Source organism: Bradyrhizobium sp. 613_E4_N2_2 (assembly GCF_052075995.1).
Taxonomy (GTDB): Bacteria; Pseudomonadota; Alphaproteobacteria; order Rhizobiales; family Xanthobacteraceae; genus Bradyrhizobium; species Bradyrhizobium barranii.
Genome location: NZ_CP197234.1, coordinates 5,965,866 through 5,988,859, shown reverse-complemented (window position 1 = coordinate 5,988,859; position 22,994 = coordinate 5,965,866). Strand labels below are relative to the sequence as shown.

Here is a 22,994-nt window from a genome sequence, read left to right as displayed (position 1 = left end):
TGGGGCTATGCCGATGATGGCCGAGCCAAACCAGCGCCCCGTCTACGCTTGCGCTGAATGGGAGATCGATCTTGCCAGACGCGAACTGCGCTCGATGGGAGAGTCCGTTCCTCTGGGCGGTCGTGCCTTCGAGATTCTTGCGGAATTGGCTCAGGCCGAAGGCGGGCTGGTCACCAAGAATGACCTGACGGAGCGTGTCTGGCGCGGCGTCTTCGTCGAGGAGAGTGCACTTCGGGTCCATATCGCGGCGATCCGGAAGGCCTTTGGTTCGGATCGTGACATGCTGGCGACAACGGTCGGCCGGGGCTATCGCCTGCTGGGTTCATGGCGGACCCGGCAGATGGCTGCCCCGCTACAATCTGCCGCACCCCAGCCACTGCCGTCGACCAACATTCCCAATGCATCATTCGTTCTCATCGGCCGCACCACCGCGGTCGCGCGTTTGTGGGAGCTTCTATCGGCTTATCGCGTCGTGAGCCTCGTCGGGCCTGGCGGGATCGGCAAGACGGCCCTTGCACTACAAGCTGCCAGGACGCCGCCAGCCGGTTTTGCGGCCGACCGGTTGCTGGTCGAATTGGCCTCGCTGCCCGATCCCAAGCTCGTGTGCTCGGCCGTCGCCAGCACGCTCCGTATCAAGCTCGAAGGGGAGGAGATCACCCCGGGCTCCATAGCGCGCGCGATTGGAGCCAGGCAGTTGTTGCTCATTCTCGACAATTGCGAGCACGTCGTTGATACCGTGGCCCAACTGGCCGAGACGATCGTCAGCCAGTGTTCCGGAACGATCGTCCTGGCGACAAGTCGCGAAGCGCTGCGCATTGACGGCGAACATGTCTATCGCGTTCCGCCCCTGGGTGTGCCGCCCGAAGTCCGGCTCGGGTCTGACGCCGCATCGGCCTACACGGCGGTAGAATTGTTCACGACCAGAGCGAAAGCGCTGGGCTCCAGCTTCGCGCTCGACGAAGAGAACCTTGATGCCGTCGCAGCCATCTGCCGCCGGCTGGATGGCATTCCGCTCGCGATCGAGTTCGCGGCGGCGCGCGCCGTGATGCTCAGTCCGCCGAAGATCGCGGCACTTCTCGACGACAGGTTCAAATTTCTGACGACCGGCCGGCGTACTGCGTTGCCCAGGCAGCAAACGCTTCGTGCGACGCTCGACTGGAGCTACGATCTACTGCCGGACGCCGAGGCGCGGGTTCTGCGGCGGCTCGGCGTGTTTGCCGGAGAGTTTCTACTCGATGCCGTGATCGCGGTCGCCGGCGAAGGGATGGGCGATGTCACCGCGGAGCTTGCCAACCTGGTGGCAAAGTCGCTCGTCCTTGCGGATATTCGCGGCGAGCGCCCGTACTATCGCCTGCTGGACACCACGCGCGCCTATGCGCTGGAAAAGCTTCACGCCAGCGGCGAATTTCCCGGCGTCGCGCGCCGCCAGGCCGGATACTATGGCGGGTTCTTTGCGAATGCGGAAGCTGACAGCGAAGTGAAACCGCAGGCGGAGTGGCTCGGCTTTTATGGCCAGCACATCGACAACGTACGATCCAGCCTCGATTGGGCTTTCTCGCCCGACGGAGATGCGCAGATCGGAGTGGCGCTGACCGCAGGGGCCGTCCCGTTATGGGTACAATTGTCGCTCCTCGCCGAGTGCCGCGAGCGGACCGAACTGGCGTTGGCCAGCCTCGACGGCAGCGCCGCGGGCGCTTTGCGGCTCCGCATGCAATTATCGGCCGCGCTTGGCTGGTCACTGATGTACGGCGTTGGCAGGGCTCGAGAGGCCGGTCCGGCCTGGGCGGCGACCCTGCAGCTGGCCGAGCAGCTCGGCGACAGCGACTATCTGTTGCGTGCGCTTTGGGGGCTCTGCATCGATCAATTCAACAACGGCGAGTTCCGCAAGGCGTTGGAATTCGCGCACCGCTTCGCGGATATCGTGGCCGATTCCCAAAATTCGGTCGACCGGATGATGGGCGATCGGCTGCTTGCCACGACGCTGCACTACCTCGGTGACCAGCGGTTGGCGCATCATCACATTGGGCGGACCTTGTCTCGCCTTTCCGATCTGGCGGCGAAGCCGCAGGTGATCCGTTTCAGGTTCGACCTGCGAGCCTCGGCACGCTATTTCCAGGCGCGCATCCTGTGGCTTCTCGGGTTGGCGGATCAGGCACTGAGCGTCGTCGAGCGCAATGTCGAGGAGGGCCGTGCGAGTGGTCATGCCCTGACCTTCTGCAGCGTACTCGGCCAGGGTGCCTGTCCGATTGCTTTCCTGGCCGGCGACCTCGATGCTGCGGAAGGCTATTGCACCATGCTGCTCGAGCACACCGAACGTCATCCGATCCGTCTATGGAACGTATGGGCGCGCGCCTTCAGGGGCATGGTGATGGCGCGGCGTGGCGATGTCGCCGCCGGATTGACGTTGCTGCGCAAGGCGCTCGAGCTGGCGGGCGAGGCGCGTTTCCTGCCGCGCTTCCTGCTTCCTCTCGGCGAACTGGCAGCATGTCTCGGAGAGGTCGGCGAAGTATCGCTGGGGCTTGCGACCGCGGACGAGGCGCTTGCGCGCTGCGAGGCGAGGGATGAGCGGTGGTACGCGGCTGAGCTCTGGCGCATCAAGGGCGAGTTGCTCCGGCATCCCGGCGAGCGTCGCTCGGCTATCGCCACCGAGCAGTGCTTCGACAAGGCTTTCGAAGTCGCGCGCGGCCAAGGTGCGCTGTTCTGGGAGCTGAGAGCGGCCATCAGCCTGGCACGGTTGAGGACGAGTCAGGGCCGTCCCGCCGATGCGCACCAAATCCTGGCTCTTGTGTACGGCAAATTCACTGAGGGTTTCGAGACCACGGATCTCAGGCTCGCGAGAGCGATGATGACGGAGTTTTCGACATAATAGTACGGTCGGTGCTCCAGGATGCCCCGGGGGCGGCGTCCGATACATGTCATCGGACGCAGGTGCGGCCTCGGCGAGCGCCGCATCCCCCGTGCTCCAGAACGTTGGCTTCGAAGTCCTATTGCCGGACCAAGAATGCGCCGGCCCCTCGACGCGGTCTTTCCATGCCGCGCGCTTCTATCCGGATTGCACGGCATCGCCGCCAGCCGCGCGACCTGGCCACTGCAGGTTCGCGCACCCCACGCGAGTTTGTCAGAGAGATTAACTCGCGGCGAGCGAGCCCGAAGGCGGAGACGCCAATTCGGCAAGCAATTCGCTGGCCGCTTTCAGGACGGGCGTATTGAACCCCTCGGTGAATCGTCCATAGATGGGCGCAAGCACGTCTTGCGCTTCACTGCGGCGGCCCCGCCGCTGCAATAGCCCTGCAAGACCGATTGCCGTGCGCAACTCAAAACCGAGCGCCCCCTGATGTCGGGCAAGGTCAAGTGATTGCGCCAGGCTCCGCTCCGCCTCCAGGAAGTCGGGATTGTCCTTGCGGATCAGCACTTCTGCCCTTGCCCGCAACATGTCCGGCATCTCCACCATGAAGTTGCGACGCCGACCCCGGGCAATCGCCTGATCGAGGATGTCGAGTGCTTCATCTCCACGACCTGTCGCCGCCAGAGCTTCCGCGAGCGGCACGCAAAGTCCGGCCGCCGCGCCGTAGCGCTGGCTCTGCAGCTTCTTGACGGAGGCGTTCAGCATGGCCAGCCCGATATCACTCTCGCCGCGGGCCAGTAGCGCAATCCCTTTCATGGCGTCGCCGACCGTCTGGAGGGTGGCGAGATTATGCTTGCGGGTCTCCACGAGGAGCCTGTCAATGTGCTCCTCGCACACCCCCACATCTCCGTTCCAGAGGAAAACACCGAATGCCCAGGGCAGCGCTATGCACAGTATGGTCGGATGGTTGATGGCGATCACATCGGAGATGGCTTGGCGCGCCGTCGCCGTGGCCTGATCGGGATGTCCCTCGAGCCACAAGATGCGGGCGAGGGTGATTTGAGGACGCTTCGGGTAATCGGACGTCAGGCCGCCACGGGAGTCGCCTTCCAGTCCCGGATGGGACAGCGCCGCTTCGACGTACGAGCGAGACGCGGCAACCTCGCCCAGATAGTGGCACGACGTTCCGAGCAACATGCGCATGCGCGCCACTCCGACGGAATCGTTGCTGGCGAGGGCAATCGCTTCGCCGCGCTTAGCGGTGGCCAGCGCATCGTCAAAATTGCCGACCAGCAATTGGAGCAGATGCAGTCGGCCAATCAGGCGGATTTGGCCGGCGACATCGCCAATTGTCTCGGCCAACCTGACCGCTCTGTCGAGATAGCCGACGCCCAATTCGTCGATTTGTCCCGTCAGCATCCGGGCCGACGCCAACGCGGCATGAAGTGCGAGGTCGTGCCTGACACTTCCGCCCGTCTCATGAAGCGCTTCGATTGCGCGCGTGACCCAGAACTGGCATTCGGTGAAGAGCGACAGCTTGAAGAACAGGGGGATCGCTGCCGCAGCGAGGCGGACGCCGGTTCTGCGGTCGCCTCGATCCGAGAAGCACCACGCCAGCGCGCTGCGTATGTCGCCGAATTGATCGGCCATCGACGACAGGCCTTCATTCGGCTCGTCGGCCGTCTTTTCAAGCAAATCCCGAAAGTAGGAGGCGTGGCGTAGCGGCACGATCTCGGCGTCGGGGCTGGCGGCGAGCTTCTCCTGCGCGTAGGCCCGCGTCGCGTCCGCGAGCCTGTAGCGCATCGATTGCGAGCCCTGGTTCAGGGCAAGCATCGACTTGGCCACGAGGTTGTCGAGCGCAGCCATGGTCGTGTCGTCGCTAGTGGGATCGCTGCCGGCGATCGCTCGGGCGGCTTCGGCGGTGAAGCTGCCGACGAACACGGATAGCTGGCTGAGAACCACCCGTTCGGGCTCGGATAGAAGATCGTAGCTCCACTCGATGGTTGCGCGAAGCGTCCGGTGCCGGGGCAGCGCCGTGCGTCGTCCTTCCCACAGCAGATTGAAGTGCTTGTCGAGGAGTTGGACCATGGCCTTGACTCCGTATGCGGTCACATGGCCGGCGGTGAGCTCGATCGCGAGCGGGATGCCATTGAGCCGACAGCAGAGGTTGCCGACGTCCGACGCGTTCGCATCCGTCAATCCGAACTCACCTCCAGCTGCGGCCGCGCGCTCCACGAAGAGCTTTACGGAGGGGTAGGCAATCGCGCTCTCGGCCGTCAGAACGGCATTTTCCGGCGGGCTTGTCAGAGGCGAGAGCCGATATGTGTGCTCGCCTTCGACCCGCAGCAGCTCCCGGCTCGTGGCCATGATGTGCAACTGCGGTGCCTCCTGGTAGAGCCGTTCGGCCAGCGCGGCTGCGGCGTCGACGACATGCTCGCAGCAATCCAGAATGAGCAGCATCCGCCGGTCGCGCAGGACTGCAACAAGACTGTTTGAGGGATCGTCCGATCGCGCCCGCAGCCCGAGCGAAGATGCTGCAATGGCCGGTACCAGAGCGGCATCGCGGGTCTCACCGAGACTGACGAAGTGAACCTGGCCGGCGAATTCCGCGAGAAGGGCGTGGCCCGCGGAAACAGCGACCGTCGTCTTGCCGATGCCGCCCGGGCCGACGACCGTGATGAAACGCTGGGCTTTGAGCCTTTCCGATATATCCTGGATGGTTTGCTCGCGGCCCACCATCTGCCAGGGATGTGCCGGCAGGTTGTGCGCGCGAACAGGCTTGGTCGGTGCAGGTTGATTCTGCTCCGGGCTCGCGGCCGAACCGACGAAACAATAACCCTGTCCCGAGACCGTGCTCAGATATTTGGCGCCGGCATTGCCGTCCCCGAGCGCCTTGCGGAGTGCTGCGATATGGACGCGCAAGCTGTTGTCATCGACGCTGGAGCCTGGCCATGTCCTGGCGATCAAATCGCTCTTGCTGACGACGTCGCCCGCATGCCGGATCAGTGTCAGCAGAAGGTCAAATGCGCGAGCCGACAGTTGAACCGGATTGCCATCTTTCTCGATCCGTCTCTGCGAGGCGTCCAGACGAAACGGCCCAAAGACGAAAATCTCTTGAGCGGAGCTCTCCTGGAGAGAGGGTCCGGTCGTGGCTGTTGTGGCGTTGCTCTGCCAGCGGTGGACCATTTGAAAATATTAAATCCGACGACCGACTCGTCGTACTCTATGACTTGAACTCGGGCCGAAACGTGTGACCGCGGTGGCAGCTCCAAACGTAACATCCAGCAGTATCGCGGTAAAGGATCACCGATGAATGTCGCTGATCACTTTCGTCCGGAGGGCAGGGAACTCCGGGGAGAGTCCCGATTTTTTGGGAACGACCGTCGATTGGGGAAATCTCCGCCAATGGGTGATCTCATCGGATCAACACGGGCTTGAGAAGATCCTCCAGGCCGATCCGGCGGAACAGTTCCGTGCGAGCGCGGTCGGCGACGGCGTCGACAGCTGCCGCCCCATCGTCATCCGGGCCGAAATGAACTTTCAGCGGACGTTGTCCGAACGGCATGTTCACGACATTCGCAACTGTGCTTGCGACATCTTGTGGGGCCGTATCCTTCGGCGAAAGCTGCGCGAGTCCCGCAAGCGCGATTTCACTCACGTCGGCGGTTGGACCATCCGCGTATTCTTCCGCCCGAACAGTATCCTGCGGCCGGCCGGATCGGACATAGTGGCCGGGTCCGAGAGCACTGGGAACGATGATGGTCGTCTCGACGCCCCAACGTGCGAGCTCGCCGGCGTAACTGAGTGCCAGCGAATCCAGGGCGGCTTCCGTTGAAGCACAGGCGCCGAGGAACGGAACCGAGCTGCCCCGCGCGCTGCTTGACGTGATCCATATCAGCAAGCCCTGACCCTGCTTGCGCAATTGTGGCAACGCCGCGCGATTGAGGCGCTGTGCGATCAGGACGTTGGTATCGTAGAGCTCGGCAAGCTGCTCCGGCGTGAAGGCTTCTGCGGGTCCGTAAACGACTTGCCGGGCATTGTGCACGACCACGTCGAGGCGGCCGTTTTCGGCGATGATGGTCTCAACGGCCGAGGTCACTGAGGATTCCGAAGAGACGTCAAACTCGATCGTGCGGAGATCGGGGCCGGGCTGGCCGGGATTTGATCCAGCCTCCTCGATCCCTTGCGCAATAGGGCCACTCATTTCCCGGCTTGAAACGTAGACCGTGTGGCCTGCCTGCATCAGTTGCCGGCAGGTGGTTCGTCCGATGCTGTTTGCAGCACCCGTGACGATGATCACTTTGCTCATTCGATTCCCAATCGCATTCCAGCCTCTGCGGCGCTGGCGGCCCCGTCGCGACACGGTCCATCGTTCGGGAGTCGACCGCCGCCATCGTGCGAAGCGCATCTGGAATAGGGCGGGGCGCAGGGTGGGTCTTTTCGGGCATCACGATCGATTGTCAAATTGCACGAAAAATTTCGAGAATGCCCGAAGCCGGATCCGGTCCGGCGAACGCCGAAGACAGTTCAGGCGTGCCTTCGCGAAATTGGCGGTGGGTTCGAAAAGATCGGGCCTTGGCCGCCGGCTACAAGGAGGCTGCGTCGCTCGAAAGAGCGCCGCGCGCACCCGATTGCCAGGCGGTCTGCGCATCGCAAAGGAGACCGGATGAATCAAGGCAAGCTACCACGTTCGGGGCTTGGGTCCCTCGTCCTGATTGCGGCCGTGGTCGGCGGCGGCGCGGCTGCCTTCGCATACACTGCGGGATGGCTCTCGCCGGGGCGCCTGACGCCGGAACGGATGATCGCTGCGCTGACGCCTCCGAGCGGCCCGCCGCTCGGGCACCGGCGAAATCATGCCAAGGGAATCTGCTTCACTGGGACATTCGAGGCGAATGGAAACGGTGCGGAGCTCTCCCGGGCCAAGGTCTTCGCGCAGGGGCACTATCCGGCCTTGGGCCGTTTCAATCTCGGCACGGCCGATCCGAACGCGGTTGATGCGACCGTGCGCGTCCGCGGCCTGGGATTGCAGATCACGACGGCAGACGGCGAAGAGTGGCGCATGGCGATGATCAACCCGCCGGTCTTTGCGGTTTCCACGCCGCAAGCATTTCACGACCTGCTGATCGCATCCGGAAAGAAGGATCCGGAGGCGATGAAGGCATTCATTCAGGCCAACCCGGAATTCGGCCCCTTCGCGGCCTGGGCCAAGACGGCGCCCTGGACCGGCAGTTATGCGGAGGAGCCCTATAACGGTCTCAACAGCTTCGTCTTCACGGACGCCGGAGGCGGCGACCACACCGTGCGATGGTCGCTGTTGCCCTCGGCGCAACCCATTCCGATCTCGCAGGCCGACCTCGAAAAGCGCGGGCCGGATTATCTCGAGCAGGAGATCACCGAACGGGTCCGGACCGCCGGTCCACTGCGATGGACCATGGTCACGACCGTCGCCGATCCGGGCGACCCGACCGCGGATCCGAGCAAGGCCTGGCCGGAGAACCGTCGCAAAGTGGAGGTCGGAACGCTGATCGTGCAGCGGATCGAGCCGGAGCGCGATGGACCGTGCCGCGACATCAATTTCGATCCGGCGGTCCTGCCACAGGGAATCCGGGTGTCGGACGATCCGTTCCCGGCTGCACGCTCATCGGTCTACCGCAAATCCTACGATCTGCGCGCGGCCGAAGCCAGGGACTATCCGCGAACCGGGACCGCCAAGCCATGACCAGCGCTCCTCATCGTTTTGCCCTGATCCAGCGGGTTCTGCACTGGCTGATGGCGGTCTGCATCCTCGCCATGCTGTTCATTGGCGTCGGCATGGTCTCCACGGTCGCGCCGAAATATCTGCCGCTCATCCTGGTCCACAAGACGATCGGCGTCATCCTGCTGGTCCTCGTGCTGATCAGGCTGGCGTTGCGGCTGCATTACGGTGCGCCGCCATTGCCGGCCGATCTTTCGAGACCTATGAAGTTTGGAGCAAAATTGTCGCATCAGCTCCTGTATGGCCTCATGATCGTCATGCCGTTGCTCGGTCTCGGCATGCTCTGGGCCGCGGCCTATCCGGTCGTCCTGTATGGCGGGATCCGAATTCCCGCGCTGCTGCCGCAGAGCGACCTGATGCACACGCTGCTCTGGAATGCCCACGTCTATCTGGGTTTCGCTTTTTTTGCCCTTGTGCTGCTGCATCTGGCGGCGGGGCTGTTCCACGCATTGATCCGTCGCGATGGCGTATTCGCATCGATGTCGCTTCTGCCGCTGCGGGACAGGGTGACACAAGTGAAATGAACCCGCGGCGCGCCAGCGGGCGCCCCTCGCAGGCGTGCGATCCCAAAAGGATCTTTCGCGCTGGAAAGATTCCTCGCGCACCGCGCGGTTAGATGTTTCCAACCTCCAACACAAGGATGCCGACCATGACCAAAGCAGACCTCCAAAGCCCGACGGATCTCGGAGCGAATGCGAACCGGGACGTTCCAGCCGCGCTGAGAGCGCTGCTCGCCGACGTTTTCGCTCTCTACCTGAAGACCAAGAACTTCCACTGGCACGTGTCGGGCAGCCACTTTCGCGACTACCACCTTATGCTCGACGAGCAGGCCGACCAAATCTTCGCCATGACTGACGACATCGCCGAACGCGCACGCAAGATCGGCGGCACGACGCTACGCTCGATCGGCCACATCGCGCGCGAGCAGCGCATTCTCGACAACGATGCCGACTATGTCGATCCGCAGGACATGCTCGCCGAGCTGCGCAGCGACAACCAGCAGCTAACGCGGGAAATGCGCCGGGTCCACGAGCTCTGCGACGAGTACGGCGATGTCGCCACCGCGAGCGTCCTGGAAAACTGGATCGACGAAACGGAACGGCGCATCTGGTTCCTCTACGAGACCGGCCGAAGCGGCCAGAACCCGTAAGTGCAAAGCACGCCGTTGGGCCGGGAGGCGGGTAAAGGATGAGCAGCCTCTCGGAACTCCTGCCGGATGGCGGCGTCAAGGCGGAGCGCCTGCTGCTGCGTGAGCTCGCGCACCGGATCGACGACGAGCTCGCCTCGGCGATTGATCTGGTGGCGCAGGCGGCCGATCGTTGCGACGGCATCGAAGCGAGGGCGACCCTCGCTTCCGTGCAGGACCGGCTGGAAGGTCATGCACAACTTCACCACGCGCTGCAAATGCCGCAGTTCACCACCACCGTCGATCTGGCGGCCTATCTTCAGCAATTGTGCCGGTCGATCAGCCGCTCGAGCCTCGAAGACAAGGGTATTGCGCTCTCGCTGCTGCTGCATCCGCTGCAGATGAGTTCCGAGCGCTGCTGGCTGCTGGGGATGATCGTCTTCGAACTGATCACCGGTGCGGTGCGCCACGTGTCCCACTGCGGAGCAGGCGCCATTCGTCTCGAAGTATGGCTCACGGCGACGTCGGTTGCGTGCAGCATCATGGACAACGGCTCGTCCGACGAAAGTCGGTACCGGGAAGAGGACCGCTCCATCGTCGAGACGCTTGCGGCGCGTCTGCACGGGACCATCGACGTCCGCGGCGGCTCCGACGGGTTCAGGACCGTCGTGACCATCCCGCGCTAGTCGCGATCCTCGCGCAACGGTCCGTATCGTGCGGATCAAATAATATCGCTGCGTCCTCGAAAGATGAGTTGGGACAGATCTCGATACGCTTGCCCTATTCATGATCTGCGGATCGTCGTGCGAACAAGGGTCAAGCCATGACGGACATGTCGAACTCGAAGGCCTCGCTCGGATGGGCCATCCACGCCATCACCGGAAAATGGGGCTGGTTCGTTGCGCTGGGTGTCGGCGAACTGATCCTCGGCGGTGTTGCATCTGCCAATCTGATGGCGGCGAACCTCGCGTCCGTACTGGTCATCGGCGCCACCATGGCGGTCGCTGGCATTTTCCAGATCGTGCAAGCGTTTTCAGTGCGCGGCTTGCGAGGATTCCTGCTTTGGCTACTGGCCGGGATCGTCTATGCGGCCGCCGGGGCCATCATACTCTACGATCCGATCCTGGCTTCGTTCACGCTGTCTCTCGCAGTGTGCGCCTTCCTGGTCGTAGCCGGGGTGATAAGGATCTGGGCCGGTTTCCATATCCGGCCGGCCGCGGGCTGGCGTTGGATCGTGGCTGCGGGCGTCCTGACCTTCTGCGTCGGTGTCATGCTGGTTGCGGCTTGGCCCGCCATCGGTTTGTGGCTGCTTGGTGTGATGCTGGTCGTCGACCTGATCTTCCAGGGATGGGGATTCATCGCATTCGGGATCGCGCTCAAGAGCCGCGCGTCGCGCCATTCGCCCCAGCCGGCGACGGTATGAGTCATGGCGAAAGGCTCGACATTCACGCGGCATTGGGAGATTGCCTGGCGCGGCGGTCAGACGAAGTCGACCTCGCGGCTGGTTGCCGAGGAGACCGCGATCGCGCTCACCTATAACGGTTCGACCCAGGCGGTGATGATGGGCACGCCGGGAGATCTGGAGGATTTCGGTATCGGCTTCAGCCTCACCGAGGCCATCGTCGAACGTGCGAGCGAGATCAGCAGCATCGAGCTGATCCCGAACGATCTCGGCGTCGAGGTTCGGATGTGGCTCGATGGTGACCGCGCGGCATCCCTGGCTGCACGGCGCCGAACCATCAGCGGCCCCGTTGGCTGCGGGCTATGCGGCATCGAGAGCCTCGAACAGGCTCGCCGCGCGCCGGCGCGGGTGAAGGGCCGGGGCATCGTTTTCCACGCGCGCGACTTGCTGGGCGCCATGCAGGCCCTTTCTCCGCACCAAATCCTGAATCAGCAAACGCGGGCCGTCCACGCGGCGGCCTTCTGGCATCCGCGGGCCGGCGTCGGCCTGGTCAGAGAGGACGTCGGCCGGCACAATGCGCTCGACAAGCTCGCCGGTGCGATCGTACGCGAGGGGAGATCGGCGTGCGATGGCGCCGTGCTGCTGACCAGCCGGGTTTCGGTCGAGATGGTGCAGAAAGCGGCGATGCTCGGCGCACCGGTCATCGTGGCCGTATCCGCACCCACCGCACTCGCGATCAAGACCGCGGATGAAGCGGGGATCACGCTGCTCGCGATCGCGCGCGATGACGGATACGGCGTATTCACGCACCCGCGTCGCGTTCTGCTGCCGGATCAGGCCGCAACGCACGCCGGCTGCTGACCTCGCGGGGCGGCGCACATGGCGATGCAAGCCGTATCTCCGGAACCGGTCGCCGAGACCGGAAGCGTCGTCCATGCTGCGGAGCGATCGGTTCTCGTGGCGTCTCTTCTGAGCATGACGGGCGGCTTTCTCGACGCCTTTACATGGCTCTCACTCGGCGGCGTGTTTGCAAGCTCGCAAACCGGCAATGTCATCTTCCTCGGCATCGACGCCATGTCCGGGCAATGGCGGCAGGCAACCCATCATCTTCTTCCCCTTGCCGCCTTTCTGCTCGGCGCATCGCTGGCAATCCGCCTCAAGGCACCGCTGCTCTGCCTCGCCGGAGAGATCGTCTGCCTGGTCGCAGTGATGCTGTTGTTTCATCGGATTCCGGACATGATCACGATCCTCGGAATCTCCTTCGGCGCCGCGCTGCAGTCGGCCAGCTTCAGGCAGGTCGAGCGCTGGAAATATCTCACCGTCACCGTCACCGGCAACATGCTCCGTGCCCTCGATCAATCAGTTGCGTCCGATCGCGATGCGGCGCGCGGCACCGCAGTCATGCTTCTGGTCTGCCTGATGTTCCTGTCGGGGGCCGCCATCGGGGCCTGCGTGACGAAATGGCTGCACGCCTGGAGCCTTGTCCTGCCGATCGCATCGTCGGTGAGCGTTCTTTGGCTCTGCCGGCCACAGCTGCGAAGCTGAACCGTCGATCTACGTCCCATGATTTTGCTCGTTGACGGTGCGGAGCGCGCACCATGCCATTCGGCAAAAGGACGTTCATTCACGGAAGCATGCGCGTCATGCGGTGCATACACTTTCTAGCAGCGCCGAGATGGCCTTTCGACGTCAACTGCCAAGAGGCACGGATGAACAACCTTCGCAAAGAGACGGACAGCCTGGGTGAAGTGGACGTTGCCGCGGATAAGCTCTGGGGGGCGCAGACGCAGCGTTCGCTCGAGCATTTCAGCATCGGCAAGGACCTGATGCCGCGCGAAATGATCCAGTCCTACGCGATCCTGAAGAAGGCGGCCGCGGACGCCAATTGCGCCGGCGGCCGTCTCGACGGCAAGGTCCACAAGCTGATCGCGCATGTCTGCGACGAGATCCTCTCCGGCCAGCATCAGGACATGTTTCCGCTTCACGTCTGGATGACGGGCAGCGGAACGCAGTTCAACATGAACGTGAACGAGGTGATTTCGAACCGATCCTGCCAGCTTGCGGGCACGCCGCTCGGGAGCAAGCACCCGGTTCATCCGAACGATCACGTCAATATGTCGCAATCGTCAAACGACAGCTTTCCCTCGGCCATGTACATCGCAGCCGCGATGAACGTGACCGGGCGGCTCGTTCCGGCGGTCGAGGCGTTGCACGACGCAATCGCGGCAAAATCGAGCCAGTGGGACGACGTCGTGAAGATCGGCCGGACCCACATGCAGGACGCGACCCCCCTGACGCTCGGGCAGGAATGGTCCGGCTACGCCGGCATGCTCGCCGACGATCTGGCCCGCATCGACGACGCGCTCAAGGGCGTCTTCCGGCTCGCCCTGGGCGGCACGGCCGTCGGCACCGGCATCAATGCCGCGCCGGGCTTCGCCGAGGCCGTCGCCGCGGAAATCGCGCGGCTGACGGGGCTGCCCTTCGTCAGCGCACCGAACAAGTTTGCCGTCCAAGGTGCGCATGACGCGCTGGTGCAGCTATCCGGCACGCTCCGCACGCTCGCGGGGTCGCTCTACAAGATCGCGAACGACATCCGTCTGATGTCCTGCGGCCCGCGCGCGGGCTTCGCCGAATTGCTGATCCCCGAGAACGAGCCGGGTTCGTCGATCATGCCGGGCAAGGTCAACCCGACGCAGGCCGAAGCACTGACGATGATCGCCGTGCAGGTGATGGCGAACGACGTCGCCGTCGGGTTCGGCGGAGCCGGCGGCTATCTGGAAATGAACGTCTACAAGCCGCTGATCATCCACAACATCGCGCAGTCCGTTACCATCCTGACCGATGGTTGCACCAATTTCCGCACCTTCCTCGTCGAGGGCACCGAGCCGAACCACAGGAAGATCAAGGAGTATGTCGAGAGATCGCTGATGCTCGTGACTGCGCTGGCGCCCGTGATCGGCTACGACAAGGCGTCGCACATCGCGCACTATGCGATGGACAACGATCTCACGCTGAAGTCGGCGGCGCTCAAGCTCGGTTTCGTGACCGAGCCGGAGTTCGACCGCATCGTGGATCCCGCCAAGATGGTCAAGCCCTATGTGGCGGAGATCAAGGTGCCGCTCGCAATCGGCGCGAAGGCCGGCTGAAGGGACGGCGGCAATGATCCGGTGCGTCAGACTCTGGACGGGTGCGGATGGCAAGTCGCACTTCGAGGATGGCGTCGTCGAGCTCGCGCGCGGGGCGAGGGGCAATGCGCTCAGCGCAAAGCTTCGGATCGATGCCGCTTCGTTCCACGAAACGGATGCAGATCCGAAACTCGGCTGGCATCCCGACGCGGCGCGCCAACTCGTCATGTCCCTGAGCGGGACGCTACGGTTCGAAACGGCGGATGGAAGCTTCACGCTGCGCCCGGGCGATGTCCTGTTCACGGAAGATACCGGTGGGACGGGCCACAATTGGACCATGACGGACGAGGCGCCGTGGCGGCGCCTCTACACGGTTCTCGAGCCGGACGCCGAGGTGCCGTTCCGGTCCGAACGACGCCGCGCAGGCGGCGCAACCACAATGCAAGGAGAGACACGATGATCCGCTGTGTGCGCCTATGGACCGGAGAGGACAACAACTCGCATTTCGAGGAAGGCTTCCTCGAAATGGAGCCGGGACAGCGCGGCGACTTCCTGACCGGAAAGATCGATGCCGCCAGCGTCTCCTTTCAGGAAACGGAATCGGGCGGAGCTTTCGCCTGGCACACCGCGCCGATCCGGCAGCTGGTGATCACGCTCAGCGGAACGCTCGATTTCCTGACGCGTGACGGCCACCACTTCCTGCTCCACCCCGGCAACATCCTGCTGGCGGAGGACACCGCCGGCTCGGGGCATAGCTGGAGATTGACCGACGATTCATCCTGGCGCCGTGCCTACGTGATCCTGCGCCCGGGAGCGGACGTGCCGTTCCGCGCCAAGGTGCGGCAATCGGTGCGGGCCTGATCGAGCCATCCAAAGCAGCAACACCCGACGAAGGAAATAGCCATGTCAGCAGCTTCCGACCGCGAAACTGATGTCGTCCTCATTGGCGCCGGCATCATGAGCGCGACCCTCGGCGTCTTTCTCAAGGAGCTCGAGCCCTCTCTGTCGATCCAGATGTGCGAGATTCTCGGGGATTGCGCGCAGGAAAGCTCCGACTCCTGGAACAATGCCGGTACCGGCCACGCGGCGAACTGCGAGATGAACTATACGCCGCAGCGGCCCGACGGCAGCATCGACATCTCCAAGGCGCTCCAGGTCAATGTCGAGTTCGATCTGTCCCGGCAGTTCTGGTCCTACCTGATCGGTCGCGGAGCGATCGCGGATCCGCAAGCGTTCATCCATCCGGTGCCGCATATGAGCTTCGTGCACGGCGCGGAGAACGTCGAATTTCTCCGGAAACGGTTCAAGGCGATGTCGGCCCATCATTGCTATGAGGGGATGGAGCATACCGAGGATTCCAAGAAGATTGCCGAATGGGCGCCGCTGGTGATGGACGGACGGAGTGGCGACGAGCCGGTTGCCGCAACACGGATCATCACCGGCACCGACGTCGATTACGGCTCGTTGACGCATCTGCTGGTCAAGCATCTGGTCAGCCAGCCGGGCTGTGCGGTCCACTACAACAGCTGCGTCACCGGTCTTGACCGGGAGCAGGGCGGCCGGTGGCGCGTCGAAGTGCGGGACACCGCGAGCGGCGAGACGCGATCGGTGCGCGCAAAATTCGTCTTCATCGGTGCCGGCGGCGGTGCGCTGCCATTGCTGGAGAAATCCGGTATCCCGGAGGGGCGCGGCTATGGTGGTTTCCCGGTCAGCGGGATCTGGCTGCGCTGCGATGATCCCGAGATCAACAAGCGTCACCATGCCAAGGTCTACGGCAAGGCCGCGGTCGGCTCCCCGCCGATGTCGGTGCCGCATCTCGATACACGGGTGATCGGCGGCCAGCACTCGTTGTTGTTCGGTCCCTATGCCGGCTTCTCGAGCAAATTCCTCAAGCACGGCTCGCTGCTGGATCTCTTCGAGTCCATTCGTCCCGCCAACGTCAAGCCGCTGCTTTCGGTGGCGCGCGACAATTTCGATCTCACCGAATACCTGGTCGGGCAGGTGCTGCAATCCGAGGGCCACCGGCTCGCGGCGCTCGACGAATATTTCCCGAAGGCCGACCCGAAGGACTGGAGATTGCAGGTCGCGGGCCAGCGGGTCCAGATCATCAAGCCCAATGTCAAGCGTGGTGGGTTGCTCGAGTTCGGGACCGAGCTCGTCGGCGCGGACGATCATTCGCTGGTGGCCCTGCTCGGTGCTTCACCGGGGGCGTCCACCGCCGCGTTCATCGCCATCAGCGTGCTCGAGAAGTGCTTCGCCGGCGAGCTGACGGCAAGCGCCTGGCTGCCCAAGCTGAAGCAGATCATCCCGTCCTATGGCGTGTCGCTGATCGACGATGCGGATTTCTGCCGCCAGATTCGTGCAGCGACCGCTGCGGTCCTCAAGGTCGACAACATTCCGCAGCCGGCCGCACGCGCGCCGGCGGCCGCGAAGCGGGCGTGAACCAACGGAGAATGTTCGATGGACCCGACGGCGCTCCTTCTGTCGCGGCTGCAATTCGCCTTCACCATCTCGTTCCACATCATCTTCCCGGCGTTCACGATCGGGCTTGCCGCCTGGCTCACCGTGCTCGAAGCGATGCACCAGTACAGTGGCAAGCCCGTCTACCGGACCCTGTTCGCGTTCTGGCTGAAGATCTTCGGCGTGGCGTTCGGCATGGGCGTCGTATCGGGCGTGGTGATGGCGTTTCAGTTTGGAACGAACTGGAGCGTGCTCTCGAAGATGTCGGGCCCGATCCAGGGCCCGCTGCTCTCCTACGAGACCTTCACCGCCTTCATGCTGGAAGCGGCCTTTTTCGGCATCCTCATCTTCGGTCGCCCCCGGGTGCCGCCCTGGTTCTACCTGTTCTCGACGGCGATGGTCGCGCTCGGGACGACGCTTTCGGCGTTCTGGATCATGGTCAACAACAGCTGGATGCAGGTGCCGACCGGCTACGTCCTGCAGAACGACCAGTTCGTGCCTGATGACTGGACGCAGATCATCTTCAATCGCGTGGTCTGGGTCCGGTTTCCGCATATGCTGCTCGCGTCCTACCTGACCGGCGCGTTCTGCGTGGCGGCAACCGGCGCGTGGTATCTGCTGCGGCGGACCTATCGCCCCGAGGCCCATGTCATGCTGCGGATGGGCCTTGCGCTTGCGGCGGTGCTGCTGCCAGTCCAGCTCTTCATCGGGCATCTCGTCGGCGACTATGTCCACGATTACCAGCCGGCCAAGTTCGCCGCGATCGAGGCGCGCTGGCATGACGAGCAGCCGGCCTCCGAGGTGCTGATCGCGATCCCGGATTCGAGCACCGAATCGAACAAATATGCGATATCGATTCCGGTGCTCGGGAGCATCATCGGCAGCATGAGCCTGACGTCGAAAGAGGTCGGCCTCACCAGCTTCGCGCCGCAGGACCGGCCGCCGGTGTTGATCCCGTTCTTTGCCTTCCGCATCATGGTCGGCTGCGGCTTCGTGATGCTGGGATTGGCCTGGCTCGGGACCTGGCTCGGCCTCAAGCATCGGCTCGATCGGAACCGCCTCTTGCTGTGGGGCATCTTCCTCAGCTTCCCGCTGCCGTGGGTCGCGATTCTCACCGGCTGGTACACCGCGGAAGTGGGGCGCCAGCCATGGACGGTCTATGGCGTGTTGCGGACTGCAGACGCCGTGACGCCGTTCCTGACCGCGTCGGCTGCGATGACTTCCTTGATCCTGTTCGTCGCGGTCTACGCCTTCATCTTCTCATTCGGGACGTATTACATCTATAAGCTGCTGCGTGCCGGCCCGGCGGGACTCGGCGGCAGGCCGCTCCACGTTCCCGTGCCCAATCGGCCGATGTCGCTCGCCGATCAGGTGCCCTCCGCACGCAGCTATCTCGGGGCGGGAGAATAGCCATGGTGATGTACTGGGTTGCCCTTCTTGCCATCAGCATCCTGATCTATCTCCTCCTCGACGGGTTCGATCTTGGCGTCGGCATGCTGTTCAGCGTGGCCGGCGGCGAGTCGCAGCGGGATGCCATGCTGAGCACGGTCGCTCCGGTCTGGGACGGCAATGAAACTTGGCTGATCGTCACGGGCGTGATCATGTGGGGCTCGTTCCCGGTGGTCTACGCCATGGTGATGTCGGCCTTCTATATCCCCGTTCTCGTAATGCTGCTCGGATTGATCCTGCGCGGCGTGGCGTTCGAGTTTCGCGGCAAGGCGCTCAGTTCGCGCTGGGTCTGGGACGTCAGCTTCGTCGTGGGCTCGTTTGCCGCCAGCTTCATGCAGGGCGCGATGGTCGGCGCTCTCGTCGAAGGGCTCCAGTTCTCCAACGGCGATTATACCGGCGGAACGCTCGGCTGGCTGACCGCCTTTTCCGCGCTGTGCGGGATCGGGCTCTGCTTCGGCTATTCGCTGCTCGGCGCCTGCTGGCTGGTGAGGAAGTGCGACGGTCCCGTTCGGGATGTCGCACGGCGCCAGATCCCGCCGCTGGCGATCGGCGTCCTGGTCTTCCTGGTCATCGTCTTTGCGTATGCACTTGTCGAACATCTTCCGATTCTGCAGCGCTGGACCGACCGGCCCTATCTGTTCGTGTTTCCCGTGATCGGCGCCGGTGCGGCCGCTGTGCTGGCCAAGAGCATCCTGCGCCATGACGACTATTGGCCGTTCCATATGGTCGCCCTGATCTTCGTCGCGGCTTTCGCCACGCTCGCCCTGTCGTTCTGGCCCTACATGATCCCGTTCGTCGTCACGATCGACGAGGCCGCGGCGCCTCATGCAAGTCTCGCATTCATGTTCTGGGGCGCCGGCCTGTTCGTATTCCCGCTGATGCTGCTCTATGTGGCGATCGGCTATCGCGTCTTCCGCGGCAAGTCGGCCCCTGCTGCCGATCACTACTGACGGCTGCACGCTCGAAGTTGCCGTGAGCTGCCACGGATAAAAGAAAGGCGCCGGTTTCGGCGCCTTTCTCGTTCAGAACTCTTGCGAGGCTGGTTCAGGATTTGGGCATGACGCCGGGGCTGTTGTCCGGCCATTGGGCGATCAGCTTCTCGTCGATGTTGAAGTGCTGGGCGACCAGCTTGGGTGGCGTGTGCGTCAGCCAGTAGGAGAGCGACACCTCCTCGTAGCGAGGGGCTCGAAACACGCCGACGAACTGCAGCTCGGTGTCGCCGACGTTCTCGACATAGTGGCCGAGATTGCGCCGGACATAGCCGATGTCGCCGGCCGCGAAGTCCGTCGTGAACGCATTGGGGCCGGTGTCGAACACCGTCATTCGCGCCTTGCCCTTGATGTAGTACTGCCACTCGTCGGCATTCGGATGCCAGTGCATCTCCCTGACAGCGCCCGGCGGCATCGACACCAGCGCCGCAGCGACGGTGGTGGCAACCTTGAAGGTCGTGCTGTCGGCGACGCGGATGCTGCCGGCGGAGCTCTCCTTGACCGGGGCCGAGCCGCCGAGCGAGTGGACGAAGGGGTAGGGCGGCGCTTCGGCGTGCTTCGCAACGGCTGCGCGATCGGCGGCGAGATCGCCGGGCACGGTCCCCTGGAAGATCCAGCGGTTGTGCAGCGGGATCTTTGCGAACGCATCGGCCGGAACACCGAAGTTCTTCGCCAGCACCTCGGGCGGCGTGTGGGCGAACCAGTCGGTCACCAGCAGCGTGTTGAATTCATTGGCGTGGCCGTCGTCGAAACAGATCACGAACTCGCAACCATCGGGGCCCAAGCCCTGCAGCGAATGCGGCGCGCCCGGCGGAAAATACCAGAGGTCGCCGACTTTGAGGTCGCCGACATAGGGACGCCCCTGCGTGTCGAGCACGGTGACGCGGCAGGAGCCGTAGGTCAGGATCGCCCATTCGGCAGCCTGGTGCCAATGCAGCTCGCGGATTCCGCCGGCAGCCAGCCGCATATTGACGCCGGAGATCTCTTTCGAGATGGCGAAATCCTCGACCGTGACCTGACGGGCCCAGCCGCCATTCTGGATGCGCCTCGGCGCATTGTTGAACGAGGCCCAATCCATCGGCAGGCCGCCGACGTCCGTCGGGGGCGGGGTTTGGGCTGAGGGGAAGTGCTTGGCAAGGTCTGGATCTTGAGGACCGGGATCGGACAGGCTTCCCGGGCTCTTGGCGTTCACGGCGCCTTGCGGCGGCTCGTCCGGATTGCCGAAAGTTGCGGCCTGCGCGCTGGAGCCGACCATGGCGGCGCCTGCCGCGGACATGGCCAGCAAATCACGTCTTGAGAACATCTTGGCTCGCTCCTGAAAAATGTCGAAAGCCCTCCGTAGCGACGGGGCTCCAACTCACAAACCTAGTTTCCGGTCGCCGTTTCAGCTTCCGTGAACGCGCTCTTTTTGCCGGAATGCACTGGCTGCTGCGCCCGGCTCCGAACATGTGCAATTGCGAAATTCGGCTTCGTTTTGAAAAGACGGCTCTGCCCGCACGATCCTTAACTGGCCCGGAGAATTGCCATATCGCGAGATATCGAGATGACAACGAAATCGGTTCGTCCCTACCGTGAACCCGCCGGCGGCTGGGGCGCACTCAAGGCGCTCAGCGAGGCGCTTCTGGTGCAGCGGGCGCCGCTGAAGGGTGCAGCGACGCTCAGCAGGATGAATCAGCCGGAGGGCTTTGATTGCCCCGGCTGCGCCTGGCCCGATCCGAAGCACACCTCGTCATTCGAATTCTGCGAGAACGGCGGCAAGGCGGTCGCCTGGGAGACGACATCGAAGCGCTGCACGCCCGAATTCTTTGCCGAGCACACCGTCACGGAGCTCGCGAGCTGGAACGATTACGATCTCGAAATGGTCGGTCGGCTCGCCCATCCGATGGCCTATGACGCCGCATCCGATCGCTATCTCCCGGTGCAGTGGAGCGATGCGTTCGCCATGATCGGCCGCGAGCTGAATGCGCTGCCGGATCCGAACATGGCGGAGTTCTATACGTCCGGGCGAACCTCGAACGAAGCCGCCTTCCTCTATCAGCTGTTCGTGCGCGAGTACGGCACCAACAACTTTCCCGACTGCTCGAACATGTGCCACGAGGCGACCAGCGTCGGCCTGCCGGAATCGCTCGGCGTCGGCAAGGGCACCGTGCTGCTGGAGGATTTCGACAAGGCCGATTGCATCTTCATCTTCGGCCAGAATCCGGGCACCAACAGCCCGCGGATGATGACCAGCCTGCGCAACGCGGCCCGCCGAGGGGCCTCGATCATCTCGTTCAATCCGTTCCGCGAGCGCGCGCTGGAGCGCTTCCAGGCGCCGCAGAGCCCGGTTGAGATGATCACGCTGTCGTCGACGACGATCAGCTCGAAGCTTTTCCAGGTGCGTGTCGGTGGCGACGTCGCCGTCCTCAAGGGGATCATGAAGATCCTCGTCGAAACGGACGAGGCCGCCCGTGCGGCCGAGCAGCCGGAGATCCTGGACTGGGATTTCATTCGCGGGCACACCGCCGGCATCGAAGCGCTGATCGGCGATCTCAAGCGAACGCAATGGCCCGACATCGAACGCCAGTCCGGCCTGACGCGCGAGGACCTGGAATATGCCGCCGGCGCCTATATGAAGGCGGAGCGCGCCATCCTTGTCTACGGCATGGGCATTACCCAGCACCAGCGTGGTGCGCACAACGTGCAGCAGATCGCCAATCTTGCGCTCTTGCGCGGCAATGTGGGACGCGACGGCGCCGGCGTTTGTCCGGTTCGCGGTCATTCCAACGTGCAGGGCGACCGAACCGTGGGGATCACGGAGATCCCCAAGGCGGATTTCCTCGAGCGCCTCGAGCACCGCTTCGGCTTCAAGCCGCCGAGCGCGCCGGGACACAACGTCGTGACGGCATTGGAGGCAATGATCCGCGGCGAGGTGAAGGTCTTTTTCGCGATGGGCGGCAACTTTGCCGCGGCCATACCCGACTGGCAGGCGACGCAGGCCGCGCTGCGCAAGCTCGATCTGACCGTCCACGTCTCCACGAAGCTCAACCGCAGCCATCTGATCCATGGCCGCGCTGCCCTGATCCTGCCGTGCCTCGGGCGAACCGAGATCGACATTCAGGATTCGGGGCCGCAGTCGATCACGGTCGAGGATTCGATGTCGATGGTCCACGCCTCGGGCGGTCGCAACAAGCCGGCATCGGAGCATCTTCTCAGCGAGGTCGCGATCATCGCAGGCCTCGCCAAGGCGACGCTCGGCGAGCGCACGGTGGTCGATTGGGACGGCTTTGTGGGCGACTACGATCGCATCCGGGATGCGATCGAGGCCGTCTTCCCTATCTTCGAGAGCTACAATGCCCGTATCCGCATTCCCGGCGGCTTCCATCTGACCTCGACCGCGCGGGAGCGCATCTGGGCAACGCCGTCCGGCAAGGCCAATTTCCTGGTGTTTGAGGGGTGTGGCGAGGACCCGCCGCAGGCCGATCCGGATTTCCTGTGGCTCAGCACGATACGCAGCCACGACCAGTACAACACGACGCTCTACTCGCTGTCGGACCGCTATCGCGGCGTCTTCGGCCAGCGCGACGTGGTCTTCCTCAACGAATATGAACTGAAGAAGCGCGGGCTCGCGGACGGCGATCGCGTCGACCTGATCACGGAGTCGACCGATGGCGCCGAGCGGATCGTGCGCAACTTCCGCGTGGTTGCGTATTCGTTTCCGACCGGCTGCTGTGCCGCGTACTATCCGGAGACCAATCCGCTGGTGCCGCTCTATGCCCGTGATCCCCTCAGCTTCACGCCGTCATTCAAGGGCATCCCGATCCGCCTGGTGCGCTCGACCGCCCCGGCGCAATAGAGCGGGCG

18 protein-coding genes are annotated in these 22,994 nt (G+C 63.7%); 15 read left to right on the top strand and 3 right to left on the bottom strand.

What is annotated here, in order from left to right; all coding sequences use genetic code 11:
- Window positions 1-16 precede the first annotated feature (16 nt).
- Window positions 17-2,866, top strand: coding sequence for an ATP-binding protein (locus tag AB7290_RS28835; protein ID WP_441254221.1), 2,850 nt, complete (start codon window positions 17-19; stop codon window positions 2,864-2,866).
- 261 nt (window positions 2,867-3,127) lie between these two features.
- On the opposite strand, the gene AB7290_RS28830 is transcribed toward AB7290_RS28835, so the two are convergent.
- Window positions 3,128-6,031, bottom strand: a complete 2,904-nt coding sequence (locus tag AB7290_RS28830; protein WP_085401047.1) for an ATP-binding protein — start codon at window positions 6,029-6,031, stop codon at window positions 3,128-3,130.
- A 229-nt stretch (window positions 6,032-6,260) separates the two neighbouring features.
- Window positions 6,261-7,154, bottom strand: coding sequence for an SDR family NAD(P)-dependent oxidoreductase (locus tag AB7290_RS28825; RefSeq protein ID WP_085401048.1), 894 nt, complete (start codon window positions 7,152-7,154; stop codon window positions 6,261-6,263).
- Between the two features lie 357 nt (window positions 7,155-7,511).
- Between AB7290_RS28825 and AB7290_RS28820 the strand changes: the two genes are divergently transcribed.
- The 13 genes from AB7290_RS28820 (at window position 7,512) to cydB (ending at window position 19,112) form a co-directional block, all read left to right on the top strand.
- Complete coding sequence (locus AB7290_RS28820) at window positions 7,512-8,564, top strand: catalase family peroxidase (RefSeq protein WP_085401765.1); 1,053 nt, start codon at window positions 7,512-7,514, stop codon at window positions 8,562-8,564.
- The gene (locus AB7290_RS28815; protein ID WP_085401764.1) at window positions 8,561-9,124 is read left to right on the top strand and encodes a cytochrome b; all 564 of its coding nucleotides are present in this window, start codon (window positions 8,561-8,563) and stop codon (window positions 9,122-9,124) included. Before AB7290_RS28820 ends, AB7290_RS28815 begins: the two co-directional genes overlap by 4 nt.
- 125 nt (window positions 9,125-9,249) lie before the next feature.
- On the top strand, window positions 9,250-9,750 hold the full coding sequence (locus AB7290_RS28810) for a Dps family protein (protein WP_063986515.1): 501 nt from the start codon (window positions 9,250-9,252) through the stop codon (window positions 9,748-9,750).
- Between the two features lie 38 nt (window positions 9,751-9,788).
- Complete coding sequence (locus tag AB7290_RS28805; protein ID WP_085401763.1) at window positions 9,789-10,412, top strand: histidine kinase dimerization/phosphoacceptor domain -containing protein; 624 nt, start codon at window positions 9,789-9,791, stop codon at window positions 10,410-10,412.
- A gap of 137 nt (window positions 10,413-10,549) precedes the next feature.
- Window positions 10,550-11,149 carry an HdeD family acid-resistance protein gene (locus tag AB7290_RS28800; RefSeq protein ID WP_085401762.1) on the top strand — a complete coding sequence of 200 codons (600 nt, stop codon included), beginning with the start codon at window positions 10,550-10,552 and terminating at the stop codon, window positions 11,147-11,149.
- 3 nt (window positions 11,150-11,152) lie between these two features.
- Complete coding sequence (fdhD, locus tag AB7290_RS28795; RefSeq protein ID WP_085401761.1) at window positions 11,153-11,989, top strand: formate dehydrogenase accessory sulfurtransferase FdhD; 837 nt, start codon at window positions 11,153-11,155, stop codon at window positions 11,987-11,989.
- An 18-nt stretch (window positions 11,990-12,007) separates the two neighbouring features.
- Complete coding sequence (locus AB7290_RS28790) at window positions 12,008-12,673, top strand: YoaK family protein (protein ID WP_085401760.1); 666 nt, start codon at window positions 12,008-12,010, stop codon at window positions 12,671-12,673.
- 164 nt (window positions 12,674-12,837) lie between these two features.
- Window positions 12,838-14,274, top strand: coding sequence for a class II fumarate hydratase (fumC, locus tag AB7290_RS28785; protein WP_085401759.1), 1,437 nt, complete (start codon window positions 12,838-12,840; stop codon window positions 14,272-14,274).
- Window positions 14,275-14,287: 13 nt separating this feature from the next.
- Window positions 14,288-14,713, top strand: a complete 426-nt coding sequence (locus AB7290_RS28780; protein WP_085401758.1) for a hypothetical protein — start codon at window positions 14,288-14,290, stop codon at window positions 14,711-14,713.
- Window positions 14,710-15,114 carry a hypothetical protein gene (locus tag AB7290_RS28775; RefSeq protein ID WP_085401757.1) on the top strand — a complete coding sequence of 135 codons (405 nt, stop codon included), beginning with the start codon at window positions 14,710-14,712 and terminating at the stop codon, window positions 15,112-15,114. The genes AB7290_RS28780 and AB7290_RS28775 overlap by 4 nt, the downstream gene beginning before the upstream one ends.
- Before the next feature lie 42 nt (window positions 15,115-15,156).
- Entirely contained in the window at window positions 15,157-16,695 is a 1,539-nt protein-coding gene (mqo, locus tag AB7290_RS28770; RefSeq protein ID WP_085401756.1) for a malate dehydrogenase (quinone), read from the top strand.
- 18 nt (window positions 16,696-16,713) lie between these two features.
- Window positions 16,714-18,123 carry a cytochrome ubiquinol oxidase subunit I gene (locus AB7290_RS28765; protein ID WP_085401755.1) on the top strand — a complete coding sequence of 470 codons (1,410 nt, stop codon included), beginning with the start codon at window positions 16,714-16,716 and terminating at the stop codon, window positions 18,121-18,123.
- 2 nt (window positions 18,124-18,125) lie between these two features.
- A complete protein-coding gene (gene cydB, locus AB7290_RS28760) occupies window positions 18,126-19,112 on the top strand; it encodes a cytochrome d ubiquinol oxidase subunit II (protein WP_085401754.1) in 987 nt (328 codons plus the stop codon).
- Between the two features lie 94 nt (window positions 19,113-19,206).
- On the opposite strand, the gene AB7290_RS28755 is transcribed toward cydB, so the two are convergent.
- Window positions 19,207-20,454, bottom strand: coding sequence for an oxalate decarboxylase family bicupin (locus AB7290_RS28755; protein ID WP_085401753.1), 1,248 nt, complete (start codon window positions 20,452-20,454; stop codon window positions 19,207-19,209).
- 240 nt (window positions 20,455-20,694) lie between these two features.
- Between AB7290_RS28755 and AB7290_RS28750 the strand changes: the two genes are divergently transcribed.
- The gene (locus AB7290_RS28750; RefSeq protein ID WP_085401752.1) at window positions 20,695-22,986 is read left to right on the top strand and encodes an FdhF/YdeP family oxidoreductase; all 2,292 of its coding nucleotides are present in this window, start codon (window positions 20,695-20,697) and stop codon (window positions 22,984-22,986) included.
- Window positions 22,987-22,994: the final 8 nt, after the last annotated feature.